A 13127-nucleotide genomic window follows, 5' to 3' on the forward strand; every position below is an offset into this window, starting at 1 on the left:
GATCACATCCTGAATATGCCGAAGCGGCTCGGTTCGATCGGTGCGTTCAGCGCAGCGGACAAGGCCAGGCCCAGAACATCGCGGGTCTGCGCCGGGTCGATGACGCCGTCATCCCACAGGCGCGCGCTGGAATAGTAGGGGTGGCCCTGATGCTCGTACTGATCGAGGATCGGCTGCCTGAGCCTGGCCTCGTCCTCGGCGCCAAACGGCTCGCCGCTGCGCTCGCTCTGCTCGCGCTTGACCTGCACCAGCACGCCGGCAGCCTGTTCGGCGCCCATCACCCCGATGCGCGCATTGGGCCACATCCAGAGAAAGCGCGGGTCGTAGGCGCGCCCGCACATTCCGTAGTTACCGGCACCGAAACTGCCGCCAATGATGACCGTGAACTTGGGCACCTGCGCGCAGGCCACGGCTGTGACCAACTTGGCGCCATGCTTGGCGATGCCGCCTTCTTCGTACTTCTTGCCCACCATGAACCCCGTGATGTTCTGCAGGAACAGCAACGGGATACCGCGCTGGCAAGCCAGTTCGATGAAGTGCGCGCCTTTTTGCGCAGCCTCGGCAAACAGGATGCCGTTATTGGCCAGGATGGCGATCGGGTAGCCGTGCAGGTGAGCGAAACCGCACACCAGGGTCGTTCCGAACAGGGCCTTGAATTCATCGAAGACCGAGCCATCGACCAGCCGTGCGATGACTTCGCGTACATCGAAAGGCTGCTTGGCGTCAGCCGGAATCGCGCCGTAGAGCTCTTGCGCTGGATACAAGGGCGCAACCGGTGGCATGCATTGCACGGCGCCGAGCTTGCGCCAGTTGAGATTGGCCACGCAGCGCCTGGCCAGCGCCAGGGCATGCTCGTCATTGTCGGCGTAATAGTCGGCTACACCGCTGGTACGGCAATGTACATCGGCGCCGCCCAGCGCCTCGGCACTCACCACCTCGCCCGTGGCAGCCTTCACCAGCGGTGGACCGGCCAGGAAGATGGTGGCCTGCTGGCGCACCATGATCGCCTCGTCCGCCATCGCTGGCACATAGGCGCCGCCTGCGGTGCATGACCCCATTACCACGGCAATCTGGGCGATGCCCAGTGCGCTCATGTTGGCCTGGTTGAAGAAAATCCGCCCGAAGTGTTCACGGTCGGGAAACACCTCGTCCTGACGCGGCAAGTTGGCGCCGCCCGAATCCACCAGGTAGATGCATGGGAGGCGGTTCTGCAAGGCGATGGTCTGCGCTCGCAGGTGCTTTTTCACCGTCAACGGGTAATAGGAGCCACCTTTGACCGTGGCGTCGTTGGCCACGATCATGCATTCCACGCCTTCCACGCGCCCGATCCCGGCGATCAGGCCGGCTGCCGGAACGTCTTCGCCATAGACCTGGTGTGCAGCCAACTGGCCGATCTCGAGAAAGGCAGAACCGGCATCGAGCAGACGGTCGATTCGCTCGCGGGGCAACAGTTTGCCTCGCGAGGTGTGCCGCTCCTGCGCCTTGGCGCCGCCGCCTTGGGCTACCTGGGCAAGCAGTTCACGCAGGTTGTCCACCTGGGCCTGCATGGCCGCCTGGCACTGGGCGAATTCGGGTGACCTGGGGTTCACTTGGGATTTCAGAATCATCATGACTCCTGGTGCAGTGGCGCGCCCTTGGCGCGGCCCTGCAAGGTTGGCCAGTGTGGCCACGGCTGGCGTGATGAGCCTGCCGTGGCGCCAGCGCGTTCAGCGGGTCTCGTTGAACAACTCGCGGCCGATCAGCATTCGGCGAATTTCGCTGGTGCCGGCGCCGATTTCGTACAGCTTGGCATCGCGCAACAAGCGACCTGCGGGGAATTCGTTGATGTAGCCGTTACCGCCAAGAATCTGGATCGCTTCCAAGGCCATCTGCGTGGCGCGCTCGGCGGTGTAGAGAATCACCCCGGCCGCATCCTTGCGCGTTGTCTCGCCGCGGTCGCAGGCCTGGGCCACGGCATACAGGTAGGCGCGGCTGGCATTGAGCTGGGTGTACATGTCGGCGACCTTGCCCTGGATCAGCTGGAACTCGCCGATGCTTTGCCCGAACTGCTTGCGGTCATGAATGTACGGCACCACCAGGTCCATGCAGCTCTGCATGATGCCGGTCGGGCCGCCGGATAGCACCACGCGCTCGTAGTCCAGGCCGCTCATCAACACCCGCACGCCGCCATTGAGTTGACCGAGGATGTTGTCCTGGGGCACGTGCACGTCATCGAAGAACAGCTCGCAGGTGTTCGAGCCACGCATGCCCAGTTTGTCGAACTTGTTGCTGCGGCTAAAGCCTGCCCACTCGCGCTCGACGATGAACGCAGTGATGCCATGGGGGCCCTTTTCCAGATCGGTCTTGGCGTAGATGACGTAGGTGTTGGCATCGGGTCCGTTGGTGATCCACGTCTTGCTGCCGTTGAGCACATAGTGGTCGCCGCGCTTGTCGGCGCGCAGTTTCATCGACACCACGTCCGACCCGGCATTGGGTTCGCTCATTGCCAGGGCGCCGACGTGCTCGCCGCTGACCAGCTTGGGCAGGTATTTGGCCTTTTGCGCGGGCGTGCCGTTACGGTTGATCTGGTTGACGCACAAATTGGAGTGGGCGCCGTAGGACAGCGCGACCGAGGCCGAGGCGCGGCTGATCTCCTCCATCGCCACCACGTGGGCGAGATAACCCAGGCCTGCGCCACCGTATTCTTCCGGCACGGTGATGCCGAGCAGGCCCATGTCGCCGAATTTGCGCCACATGTCGGCAGGGAACAGGTTGTCGTGGTCGATCTGCGCGGCGCGAGGGGCGAGCTCGGCGGCGGCGAAGGTGCGCACCTGGTCGCGAAGCATGTCGATGGTCTCGCCCAGGGCGAAGTTCAGGCTGGGGTAATGCATGCGGGGGCACCTTGTTGTTCTTGAAATGGGATCACGCCGCTAGCGGCAAGCTTACCTGGGTAGGCGGCTGACGCCGACAACGTGCGTTGCTGCCTATCACCTTTACGTAAACGTAAACCTGCGCCTGCTTTTTTGTCAATTTATCCATCACCTTTACGTAAACGTAAATCTGAGCCAAAGTGATTGGCGCGCGCTTGGCCCCTATCCAGAACAATCAAAAGAAGGGACGCACATGACTCAACCCAGCTATACCCGCGGTCGCCAGGATCGCCCTTTGCTTACCCAAACCATCGGTCAGGCCTTCGACGCTACAGTAGCGCGCCTGCACGAGCAGGAAGCGTTGGTGGCTCGGCACCAGCGCCTGCGCTACAGCTGGCGGCAACTGGCAGAGCAGGTTGAGTCGTGTGCTCGAGCGCTGATGGCCCTTGGGATCGAAACCGGTGACCGCGTGGGCATCTGGTCACCCAACTGCGCGCAATGGTGCATTCTCCAGGTGGCAACCGCCAAGTTGGGTGCCATCCTGGTCAACGTCAACCCGGCTTACCGTGTGGGCGAGCTTGAATACGTGCTGCGCCAGTCAGGGTGCAGTTGGCTGGTCTGTGCCGATGCGTTCAAGCATTCCGATTACCACGCCATGATCCAGGCCTTGGTGCCCGAATTGGCTACCGCCGCACCCGGTCAGGTCACCAGTGCCTCGCTGCCTGCCTTGCGCGGGGTGATAAGCCTGGCCAACGACCCGCCTGTTGGCTTCCTGCCGTGGGAGGCACTGGCCACTTGGGGCGCGTCCGTCAGCCGCGAGGCGTGCACCGCCCGGCAGAACAGCCTTCATTTCGACCAACCGGTGAACATTCAGTACACCTCCGGCACCACTGGCGCGCCCAAGGGCGCTACCCTCAGCCATTACAACATCCTGAACAACGGCTTCATGGTCGGCGCCAGCCTGGGCTTGACTGAACGCGACCGCATGGTGATCCCGGTGCCCCTGTACCACTGTTTCGGTATGGTCATGGGCAACCTGGGCTGCATCACCCATGGCACTACCATGATCTACCCAAGCGACGCCTTCGATGCCGAGTTGGCCTTGCGCGCCGTGGCCGAGGAACGTGGCACCATTCTGTACGGCGTGCCCACCATGTTCATTGCCATGCTCGACCATCCGGCTCGCCAGCATGTGGACCTGTCGTCCTTGCGCAGCGGCATCATGGCAGGCGCCACTTGCCCGATCGAGGTGATGCGCAGGGTCATCGACCAGATGCATATGGCCCAGGTGCAGATCGCCTATGGCATGACCGAAACCAGCCCGGTGTCTTTGCAAACCGGGCCGGATGACGTGCTGGAACTGCGCGTCACCACAGTGGGCCGTACCCAGCCGCAGCTGGAAAGCAAGATCATCGACCCGCAGGGCGGCACGGTTGCACGCGGTCAGACCGGTGAGCTGTGCACGCGCGGCTACAGCGTGATGCTGGGTTACTGGGATAACCCCCAGGCCACAGCCAGCGCCATCGACGCGGCCGGATGGATGCACACCGGTGACCTGGCGGTGATGGACGAGGCGGGGTATGTGCGTATCGTCGGGCGCAACAAGGACATGATCATTCGCGGTGGCGAGAACATCTACCCACGTGAAATAGAGGAGTTCTTCTATACCCACCCGGCGGTGGCCGATGCCCAGGTCATTGGTATCCCGTGCAGCCGCTATGGCGAGGACATCGTCGCCTGGATCAAGCTGCATCCGGGTCACCAGGCTACTGCAGAGGCACTGCAGGCCTGGTGCAAGTCCCGTATAGCCCACTACAAGGTGCCCCGCCATATTCGCTTCGTCGATGAATTTCCCATGACGGTGACGGGCAAGGTGCAGAAGTTCAAAATGCGAGAAATCAGCATGGCGGAACTGGGGCAGATCACCTAGATCCTTCAGTGATGTGCCCCAGGGGTGATCCCTCACCTCGATTGCGATGCTCGCCAAATTGCCTCGGCCAGTTGAGCGACAGATGTTATCGACTCAGGCTTGAAACCGAAATCGTAATCGTCCTTCATCTGGCCAATGGCGCGCCTGAAGGCGTCCTTGTCGAGTGTCTTCAGAACTGTCGCAGGATTAGTATCCTTGATGCCTGCCTCCTGGAGACACTCGATGACATAGGCTTCGTATTCATTTCGCTCGCTGTGGCTCATACCGTCAAGCGTCATATCCGTAACTCCTGAATCACAAAGGTGACTCATGATCGGAACAACGCGGCCGATGCGCCACTGGCAAAACTGACAGTTTTCGACTTCAGTCGCCCGCCTTTATCGGGGGTTCCTGGCTGGGTGGATCACCCACGGTTGGCGGGACCGTCGGCTGAATCGGCAGCTCATCCGGATCACGCTCAGGCTCCGGGGACGGGAGGTTGGGATCGTCAATGTTCGGATCGGGCGTTTCCGGGGGCGTTGGGAGCGTCATGGCCATGCCTCGTGGGGTTGAGTGAACCTGTCCTGCAGCGTTCGACCGCTGGTGCCGTGAATCAATTCATTTTTGAACCCAGACTCGGTCGCCGCGCTCTCAACCCTTACCGCCACCAGTCCCAGGGAGCAAGGCCTGATGTCTTTGAACGAGCCCTTCGAAAGCGTGCCCACGGCAAACGATCATCCGGAGCAGGTCATCAGCCTGTCCCAGGCCTTGATGGCACCGCGTATCGCCATCGAGGACACCCAGCCGGTGCTAGATGGCGGCGCCTTTGCCGCCAAGGCCATCAGCAATCAGCCGGTTTCGGTCAGCACCAAGGTATTCACTGACGGCCATGACCGCATGGCCGTGGTGTTGAACTGGCGTCAGGCCGGTAGCCGACGCATTCATTGTGTGCCCATGACCTCGCCTGGCAATGACCTGTGGCTGGCAGAATTTACCCCGACTGAAATCGGGCCGCATGTGTTCAGCATCGAAGCCTGGATCGATCCGTATGCCACGTACTGCTACGACCTGGAGAAGAAGTTCAATGCCGGTGTCGGCGTAAAGCTTGAGCTTGAGGAAGGGCGTTTGCTGCTGGGCAAGGGCATCGAATTGAGCAGCGGCGCTCTGCGCGAGCAATTACAGGCGCTGCAAGGCACCTTGCAAACGCTGCCTGAGGATGAACAAGTGGCCCTGCTGCTGGGCGCCGAGGCGTCGCAGATGATGGCTGCGGCCGAGCACCGCAGCTACCTGACTCGCAGTTGCGACTACCCGCTGGATGTGGACCGCCCGGCCGCGCAATTCGCCAGCTGGTATGAGCTGTTCCCCCGTTCGATCACCGATGATCCCCAGCGCCACGGTACCTTCAACGATGTGCACCAGCGCCTGCCGATGATTCGCGACATGGGCTTCGACGTGTTGTATTTCCCGCCCATCCACCCCATCGGCATGCAGCATAGAAAGGGCCGGAACAATGCTTTGCAGGCACAGCCGGGCGACCCTGGCAGCCCTTACGCAATTGGCAGTGCCGACGGTGGGCACGATGCGATCCACCCCGAACTCGGCACGCGTGAAGATTTCCGCCGCTTGGTATCGGCCGCAGCCCAGCATGGTCTGGAAATCGCCCTGGACTTCGCCATCCAATGCTCCCAGGACCACCCTTGGCTCCAAGCGCATCCAGGCTGGTTCAGCTGGCGCCCGGACGGGACCATCCGCTACGCCGAGAACCCGCCGAAAAAGTACCAGGACATCGTCAACGTCGATTTCTACGCACCCGATGCCGTACCTGGGCTGTGGATTGCACTGCGCGATGTGATCATCGGTTGGGTGGAGGAGGGCGTGAAGACGTTCCGGGTGGACAACCCGCATACCAAACCCCTGCCGTTCTGGCAGTGGCTGATCGCCAATGTACGCAGCCAATACCCGGACGTGTTGTTCCTGGCCGAGGCGTTCACCAAGCCCGCCATGATGGCGCGCTTGGGCAAGGTCGGCTATGCGCAGAGCTACACCTACTTCACCTGGCGCAACACCAAGCAGGAGCTGAGCGAGTATTTCGAAACGCTCAACCAGCCCCCATGGAGCCAGTGCTACCGGCCGAACTTCTTCGTCAACACCCCAGACATCAACCCGTTCTTCCTCCAGCAGAACGGCCGCGCAGGCTTCCTCATCCGGGCCGCGCTGGCCACCATGGGGTCGGGCTTGTGGGGCATGTATTCGGGGTTCGAGTTGTGCGAAGCGGCAGGGCTGCCGGGCAAGGAAGAGTACCTGGACTCGGAGAAGTACGAAATCCGCCCGCGTGACTTCACCCAGCCCGGCAACATCATTGCCGAGATCGCCCAGCTCAACCGTATCCGCCGGCAGAACCCGGCCTTGCAGAGCCACCTGGGCCTGACGCTGCTCAATTGCTGGAACGACAACATTCTGTATTTCGCCAAGCGCACGCCTGCGCGTGACAATTACATCCTCATCGCCGTCAGCCTCGACCCGCATAATGCCCAGGAAGCCCATTTCGAACTGCCATTGTGGGAGCTGGGCCTTGATGACGGTGCCGAGACGCACGGCGAGGACCTGATGAACGGTCATCGCTGGTCGTGGTACGGCAAGACCCAGTTCATGCGCATCGAGCCTTGGCACCAGCCTTTCGGTATCTGGCGAATCAGTAAAGTCAGCTGAGCCTGGCGGAGAGCGGGCCCGCCTGCTCTCTGACGGTTTTTTACCGATCAAGCATTCAGAGGAATGGTACATGGCCAAGCGTACCCGCCCGGCAGCCTTCATTGACGACCCGCTGTGGTACAAGGATGCGGTGATTTACCAGTTGCACATCAAGTCGTTCTTCGATGCCAACAATGACGGTATCGGTGACTTCGCCGGGTTGATCAGCAAGCTCGACTACATCGCCGACCTGGGCGTCAACACCTTGTGGCTGCTGCCGTTCTATCCCTCGCCCCGACGCGACGACGGCTACGATATCGCCGAGTACAAGGCAGTGCATCCAGACTACGGCACCCTCGCCGACGCCCGCCGCTTCATTGCCGAGGCGCACAAACGCGGGCTGCGGGTGATTACCGAACTGGTCATCAACCACACCAGCGACCAGCACCCGTGGTTTCAACGTGCCCGCCATGCCAAGCGTGGCAGCAAGGCCCGCGACTTCTACGTGTGGTCCGATGACGACCACAAGTACGACGGCACCCGCATCATCTTCCTCGATACCGAGAAATCCAACTGGACCTGGGACCCGGTGGCAGGCCAGTACTTCTGGCACCGCTTCTACTCCCATCAGCCGGATTTGAATTTCGACAATCCGCAGGTGCTCAAGGCCGTGATCGGCGTGATGCGCTTCTGGCTGGACCTGGGTGTCGATGGCTTGCGGCTTGACGCCATCCCGTACCTGATCGAGCGCGACGGTACCAACAACGAGAACCTGCCCGAAACCCATGATGTGCTCAAGGCGATCCGGGCCGAGATCGATGCCAATTACCCTGATCGCATGTTGCTCGCCGAGGCCAACCAGTGGCCGGAGGATACCCGTCCTTACTTTGGCGAAGGCGACGGGGACGAATGCCACATGGCGTTCCATTTTCCGCTGATGCCACGCATGTACATGGCGCTTGCCATGGAAGATCGCTTTCCCATCACCGACATCCTGCGCCAGACCCCGGAGATTCCGGCCAACTGCCAGTGGGCCATCTTCCTGCGCAACCACGATGAGCTGACCCTGGAGATGGTCACCGACCGCGAGCGCGACTACCTCTGGAACTACTACGCCGAGGACCGCCGCGCCCGGATCAACCTAGGCATCCGGCGCCGCCTGGCGCCGCTGCTGCAACGCGACCGGCGCAGGATCGAGCTGCTCACCAGCCTGCTGCTCTCGATGCCAGGTACGCCAACGCTGTACTACGGCGATGAGCTGGGCATGGGCGACAACATCTACCTGGGCGATCGCGACGGCGTGCGCACGCCCATGCAGTGGTCGCCTGACCGCAACGGCGGGTTCTCCCGGGCCGACCCGCAGCGGCTGGTGCTGCCACCGATCATGGACCCGCTCTATGGCTACCAGACGGTCAACGTCGAAGCACAGAGCCACGATCCTCATTCATTGCTGAACTGGACTCGTCGCCTGCTCGCCGTGCGCAAGCAGCAAAAAGCCTTCGGCCGTGGCACGCTGCGCACGCTGACACCCAGCAACCGACGCATCCTTGCCTACATCCGGGAATTCACCGACGCCGATGGCCACACCGAGGTGATTCTCTGTGTCGCCAACGTATCCCGGGCGGCCCAGGCTGCGGAACTGGATTTGTCCCAGTACGCCGACAAGGTCCCCGTGGAAATGATCGGCGGCAGCGCCTTCCCGCCCATCGGGCAGTTGCCGTTCCTGCTGACCTTGCCGCCTTATGGCTTCTACTGGTTCGTGCTGGCTGCCCACGACCGCATGCCCAGCTGGCACAACCAGCCTACTGAGGGGTTACCGGAATTGACCACATTAGTGCTACGCAAACGTCTTGAAGAGCTGCTCGAGTCGCCTTCACGCGACGCCTTGCAGTCCACCATACTGCCCCAGTATTTGCCCAAGCGACGCTGGTTCGCGGGTAAGGAAGGGCCTGTCGATCAGGTCGACCTGAGCTATGGTGTGCGCATGGCCACGGCCGGTATGCCCGTGCTGTTCAGTGAAATCGAAGTGACCAGCGACGGGGTGACCAGCCGCTACCAGCTGCCGTTCGGCTTACTGCCCGAAGAGCAAATCAGCACGGCTCTGCCGCAGCAGTTGGCCTTGTCGCGCGTGCGACGGGCCAATGAGGTGGGCCTGATCACCGATGCCTTCGTCCTCGAACCCTTCATTCGCGCGGTGCTCAAGGCCTGCCAGGGGGGCGTGCGCCTGACCTGCGGGAACGATCAGGGCGAACTGCATTTCAATCACACCGAGCAGCTGGCTGGCCTGGCACTGGGCGATGACAGCTCGGTGCGCTACCTGAGCGCCGAGCAGTCCAACAGTTCGGTAGTGGTGGGCGATTCGGTGGTGCTCAAGTTGATCCGGCGGGTCAACGCAGGCATTCACCCAGAGCTTGAAATGAGCGCTTATCTCACCGCTGCGGGCTTCGCCAATATCTCGCCGTTGCTGGCCTGGGTCAGTCGCGAGGATGCCCAAGGCGCGCCACACCTGTTGATGATTGCCCAGGGCTATCTGAGTAATCAGGGCGATGCCTGGGCCTGGTCCCAGAACACCTTGGAGCGCGCTATTCGCGACCAGATGCAGCCCTCCAGTGCCGAAGGCGAACCCCATACCGACGCGGTCAGCGAACTGCGCGACTTCGCTTCTTTGCTGGGTCAGCGCCTGGGCGAGATGCACCTGATGCTCGCCGCCCCTACCCAGGACCAGGCCTTCGCGCCTTATCCCAGCACTGACGCTGACAGCGAGCGGTGGAGTGCGCAGATCAGCACGGAGCTGACCCACGCGCTGGATCTGCTGGTGCAGCACCGTGACAAACTCGACCCTGAAAGCCAGGCGTTGGTCGATGACTTGCAGCAGCAGCGCGACGGGCTCGCCCAACGCGTGGCAGAACTTGCACGGCAGGCGCAGGGTGGGCTGTTGATGCGCGTGCATGGCGACCTTCACCTGGGCCAAGTGCTGGTGGTGCAAGGCGATGCCTACCTGATCGACTTTGAGGGGGAACCGTCCCGACCACTGGAAGAGCGCCGGGCCAAGCACAGCCCGTACAAAGATGTCAGCGGTGTGTTGCGCTCTTTCGACTATGCTGCTGCGATGATCCTGCGCAGCGCGTCTACGATGGACCTTTCCGAGCCGGCGCGACAAGCTCGGCAGCGGGTGGCACGACAGTACCTTCACCAGTCCCGGCATGCGTTCATCGAGGCTTATGGCCTGGCCACCGCGGCCATGCCCCACGCCTGGGAGCAAGCCGAAGGCGAGCGTGCGGCACTTGAGCTGTTCTGCCTGGAAAAAGCGGCATACGAAATAACTTATGAAGCCGAAAATCGTCCAAGCTGGCTGGCCGTGCCTTTGCATGGCCTGCATGGACTGATCAGTACCTGGGGAGAGTCAGAATGAACGTTTCAACGCGTGAAAACGGCGGGCTTGGGCAAAGGGACCTGGATGCCCTGGCGCGCGCCGAGCACGCCGATCCTTTTGCGGTACTGGGGCCTCACACCGATCCAGCAGGGGGCATGACCATTCGTGCCTACCTGCCCAATGCCCTGGGCGCCCGCGTGCTGGCGCGCGACGACCAGCGCGTGCTGGCCGACATGCGGCCAGGTGCATTGCCTGGCTTGTTCACCGCGCACCTGAACGAAGCGCATCCCTATCAGTTGCACATCAACTGGGCCGGCGGCGAGCAAGTCACGGAAGACCCCTACAGCTTCGGCCCGCAACTGGGCGACATCGACCTGCACCTGTTCGCCGAGGGCAATCACCGGGACCTGGCAGGGCGCTTCGGTGCCCAACCGGCACAGGTCGACGGAGTGGATGGGGTGTGCTTTTCGGTCTGGGCACCCAATGCGCGCCGGGTATCGGTCGTGGGCGAGTTCAACAACTGGGACGGCCGTCGGCACCCGATGCGCCTGCGCCACGGTGCCGGTGTCTGGGAGCTGTTCATTCCACGTCTGGGTGTGGGTGAAACCTACAAGTTCGAGGTGCTGGGCAAGGACGGGATCCTGCCGCTCAAAGCAGACCCGTTGGCCCGTGCTACCGAGTTGCCGCCCAGCACCGCGTCCAAGGTGGCGGGGGCGCTTGGGCATGAATGGCGCGATCAGCAGTGGATGGACGAGCGCGCCCAGCGCCACGCCTATACCGCCCCATTGTCCATCTACGAGCTGCACCCAGGGTCGTGGCGCTGCGAACTGGATGAAGCCGGCGAAGTGGGGCGTTTCTACAATTGGCGCGAGTTGGCCGAGCGCCTGGTGCCTTACGTGCAGGAGCTGGGCTTCACCCATATCGAGCTGCTGCCGATCATGGAACACCCATTCGGCGGCTCGTGGGGCTACCAGCCGCTCTCGATGTTCGCCCCCACGTCGCGCTACGGCACGGCAGAGGACTTTGCCGCCTTCATCGACGCCTGCCACCAGGCCCGCATCGGCGTGATCCTGGACTGGGTGCCGGCGCATTTCCCTACGGACGAACACGGCCTGGCGCGCTTTGACGGCACGGCCCTCTACGAGTACGACAACCCGTTCGAAGGCTATCACCAGGACTGGAACACGCTGATCTACAACCTCGGGCGTAACGAGGTGCGGGGCTTCATGATGGCCTCGGCGCTTCACTGGCTCAAACATTTCCACATCGACGGGCTGCGGGTAGATGCCGTGGCATCGATGCTGTACCGCGACTACTCACGCAAGGCCGGAGAGTGGGTACCCAACCGCCACGGCGGGCGTGAGAACCTGGAAGCCATCGACTTCATCCGCCACCTCAACGGCGTGGCGGCGCATGAAGCGCCGGGTGCCTTGATCATTGCCGAGGAATCGACTGCCTGGCCTGGCGTGAGCAAGCCAACCGAAGAGGGTGGCCTGGGCTTCCACTACAAGTGGAACATGGGCTGGATGCATGACTCGCTCAGCTACATCCAGAACGACCCGGTGCACCGTACGCATCACCACAACGAGATGAGCTTCAGCCTGGTGTACGCCTACTCTGAGCACTTCATCCTGCCCATTTCCCATGACGAGGTGGTGCACGGCAAGCGCTCGTTGATCGACAAGATGCCGGGCGATCGCTGGCAGAAGTTCGCCAACCTGCGTGCTTACCTGGCCTTCATGTGGATGCACCCTGGCAAGAAATTGCTGTTCATGGGCTGCGAGTTCGGCCAATGGCGCGAATGGAACCATGATCACCAGTTGGACTGGTACCTGCTGCAGTATCCCGAGCACCAGGGCGTACAGCGCCTGGTAGGCGACCTGAACCGCCTGTACCGTGACGTGCCGGCCCTGCATGAGCAGGACTGCAAGCCCGAAGGCTTCCAGTGGTTGATCGGGGATGACGCGCAGAACAGCGTATTCGCCTGGCTGCGGTGGAGCAGCGCGGGTGAGCCGGTGCTTGTGGTTGCCAACTTCACCCCGGTGGTGCGCGAGGCTTACCGCATCGGTGTGCCGTTCGGGGAACAATGGCAGGAACTGCTCAACAGCGATGCTGAAGCCTATGCGGGCTCCAATGTGGGCAACATGGGCGCGGTCGCCACGCAGCAGACCCCTTGCCATGGTCAGCCCTTGTCGCTGACGCTGAACCTTCCGCCGCTGGCGATACTGGTACTCAAGCCAGTCTGATCGCCAACCACCCGCGGGCGTCCTGCCCGCGGGTGAATTCAGGGCCCTGTTAGGCTGTCATG

General features: G+C 62.2%; 8 protein-coding genes. 4 read left to right on the plus strand and 4 right to left on the minus strand.

Annotation, left to right across the window (positions count from 1 at the left end; all coding sequences use genetic code 11):
• Positions 1-2: 2 nt before the first annotated feature.
• Positions 3-1610: a carboxyl transferase domain-containing protein gene (locus PFU01S_RS02855; RefSeq protein ID WP_028686557.1), complete on the minus strand. Its 1608-nt coding sequence runs from the start codon at positions 1608-1610 to the stop codon at positions 3-5.
• Between the two features lie 96 nt (positions 1611-1706).
• A complete protein-coding gene (locus PFU01S_RS02860) occupies positions 1707-2870 on the minus strand; it encodes an isovaleryl-CoA dehydrogenase (RefSeq protein WP_023534776.1) in 1164 nt (387 codons plus the stop codon).
• Between the two features lie 232 nt (positions 2871-3102).
• On the opposite strand from PFU01S_RS02860, the gene PFU01S_RS02865 reads away from it, so the two are divergent.
• A complete protein-coding gene (locus PFU01S_RS02865) occupies positions 3103-4779 on the plus strand; it encodes an AMP-binding protein (protein ID WP_028686556.1) in 1677 nt (558 codons plus the stop codon).
• A gap of 32 nt (positions 4780-4811) precedes the next feature.
• On the opposite strand, the gene PFU01S_RS02870 is transcribed toward PFU01S_RS02865, so the two are convergent.
• Complete coding sequence (locus tag PFU01S_RS02870) at positions 4812-5057, minus strand: hypothetical protein (protein ID WP_027916222.1); 246 nt, start codon at positions 5055-5057, stop codon at positions 4812-4814.
• Positions 5058-5142: 85 nt separating this feature from the next.
• The gene (locus PFU01S_RS22310; protein ID WP_169738683.1) at positions 5143-5310 is read right to left on the minus strand and encodes a hypothetical protein; all 168 of its coding nucleotides are present in this window, start codon (positions 5308-5310) and stop codon (positions 5143-5145) included.
• A 138-nt stretch (positions 5311-5448) separates the two neighbouring features.
• Between PFU01S_RS22310 and PFU01S_RS02875 the strand changes: the two genes are divergently transcribed.
• From PFU01S_RS02875 to glgB, 3 genes are all read left to right on the plus strand, one after another.
• Positions 5449-7467, plus strand: coding sequence for an alpha-1,4-glucan--maltose-1-phosphate maltosyltransferase (locus tag PFU01S_RS02875; protein ID WP_028686555.1), 2019 nt, complete (start codon positions 5449-5451; stop codon positions 7465-7467).
• A 70-nt stretch (positions 7468-7537) separates the two neighbouring features.
• Complete coding sequence (treS, locus tag PFU01S_RS02880) at positions 7538-10858, plus strand: maltose alpha-D-glucosyltransferase (protein WP_028686554.1); 3321 nt, start codon at positions 7538-7540, stop codon at positions 10856-10858.
• Complete coding sequence (gene glgB, locus PFU01S_RS02885; RefSeq protein WP_028686553.1) at positions 10855-13065, plus strand: 1,4-alpha-glucan branching protein GlgB; 2211 nt, start codon at positions 10855-10857, stop codon at positions 13063-13065. The genes treS and glgB overlap by 4 nt, the downstream gene beginning before the upstream one ends.
• Positions 13066-13127 lie beyond the last annotated feature (62 nt).

The sequence above is a fragment of the Pseudomonas fulva NBRC 16637 = DSM 17717 genome (genome assembly GCF_000730565.1).
In the GTDB taxonomy this organism is placed as follows: domain Bacteria; phylum Pseudomonadota; class Gammaproteobacteria; order Pseudomonadales; family Pseudomonadaceae; genus Aquipseudomonas; species Aquipseudomonas fulva.

What these genes read in the sequence shown, in the direction of transcription:
- PFU01S_RS02855 (WP_028686557.1), bottom strand. Translation starts at nt 1,610, where the DNA reads ATGATGATTCTGAAATCCCAAGTGAACCCCAGGTCACCCGAATTCGCC.
- PFU01S_RS02860 (WP_023534776.1), bottom strand. Translation starts at nt 2,870, where the DNA reads ATGCATTACCCCAGCCTGAACTTCGCCCTGGGCGAGACCATCGACATG.
- PFU01S_RS02865 (WP_028686556.1), top strand. Translation starts at nt 3,103, where the DNA reads ATGACTCAACCCAGCTATACCCGCGGTCGCCAGGATCGCCCTTTGCTT.
- PFU01S_RS02870 (WP_027916222.1), bottom strand. Translation starts at nt 5,057, where the DNA reads ATGACGCTTGACGGTATGAGCCACAGCGAGCGAAATGAATACGAAGCC.
- PFU01S_RS22310 (WP_169738683.1), bottom strand. Translation starts at nt 5,310, where the DNA reads ATGACGCTCCCAACGCCCCCGGAAACGCCCGATCCGAACATTGACGAT.
- PFU01S_RS02875 (WP_028686555.1), top strand. Translation starts at nt 5,449, where the DNA reads ATGTCTTTGAACGAGCCCTTCGAAAGCGTGCCCACGGCAAACGATCAT.
- treS (WP_028686554.1), top strand. Translation starts at nt 7,538, where the DNA reads ATGGCCAAGCGTACCCGCCCGGCAGCCTTCATTGACGACCCGCTGTGG.
- glgB (WP_028686553.1), top strand. Translation starts at nt 10,855, where the DNA reads ATGAACGTTTCAACGCGTGAAAACGGCGGGCTTGGGCAAAGGGACCTG.